Below are 1,303 nucleotides of genomic sequence, written 5' to 3'. Positions count from 1 at the left end.
ATTCATATATTTCGTATTAATTAAGTAGGGAGGCTTTTACATTGTTTCTTTTTTTAAAAAAACAATGCCCACTTATACACTCACTTCGTGAGCGTGTGGGGTCTACCGACGGTTGCCTGCCGCAGGCTAAAAGAAAGGTCAACGTCAACACAAAAGTTTTTCTTGCGAAAAACTAACAGCAGCATAGTTATATTTGAGGTTATTTATTATATGGCGATTTTTCATCTGGAGTTTAAAATTGTGAAACGTTCTGAAGGTATGTCTTCCTGTAGGAAAGCTGCCTACCATGCGCGTTGCAGAATAACAGATGATCGTACAGGTAATACATATGATTTCAGCCACAGAACAGATTTATTCCATCATCAGATATTAGCCCCTGTTTCAGCACCTGCTCATATTGTTGAAAGCTCAACAGCACTATGGAATGAAGTTGAGAGAGTTGAGCGTCAGAAAGATGGTCAAACAGCCCGTTATTTTGATGTAGCTATTCCCTGTGAACTGAGCAATCAAGACAAGATAAAACTGGTTGTTGAATACTGCCAAAAAATTTTCGTTGATAAGGGGATGATTGCTGATATCGCTTTTCACGATCTTGACAGTAATAATCCTCATGCTCATGTGATGTTGACATTAAAACCGATCACCGCTGATGGCTTCGGTAAAAAAGAAAGAAGCTGGAATGATAAGAAAAACGTTAACCTTTGGCGCGAATCATGGTCAGTGATTGCCAATCGCTATCTGGCTGCTGCTGGTAGCAATGAGCGTATTGATCATCGTTCTATTGATGCTCAACACAGTGAAGCACTCGAAAATGCCACTATTACATTGGATGTTGAAGAAAAAGCATTATGGCTTGCCAAGGCAACATTGACCAGCCGTCCACCAATGCAGCGTGTTCATCGTGCCAAATGGAGCAGTAAGCACGTTCAGGAGAATCGTGCTGCTGAACAGGCTGTTCGTGATGAGATGAAACAAGAAGCTCAGGCCACATACAACACCTTCAAAGATTTAGATCTGCAGATCGTTGTTGACCTTAGAAGCTTCACCGTATCAGAAATGCCTGAGCCTGTTGAAATCGTATTGCCTGAAACAGGTTCGCAGTCGTCATCATCCGAAGAGCAACAGCCTGTTCTGGTTGCACCTGCACCTCATACACGCACTAAATTGAAAACCCCATCCTTCCCAACTGCCAGTACGATTAAACGCGCTCCCGTTAAAAGTAATAGGAAGCAGGTTAAACCTCGTCAGGATGGTTTGTTCAAGCGTTTCACCCTACTGTTGGTTGAATATATAAGGCAGAAAT

1 protein-coding gene is annotated in these 1,303 nt (G+C 42.1%); it reads left to right on the top strand.

Annotation, left to right across the window (positions count from 1 at the left end; all coding sequences use genetic code 11):
* Positions 1-210: 210 nt before the first annotated feature.
* On the top strand, positions 211-1,303 hold a 1,093-nt coding region (gene mobQ / locus J5224_RS28235), incomplete at its 3' end, for a MobQ family relaxase (protein WP_264628424.1).

It is taken from the genome of Candidatus Symbiopectobacterium sp. NZEC135, assembly GCF_025962695.1.
This window is presented reverse-complemented; position numbering and strand designations above follow the sequence as displayed.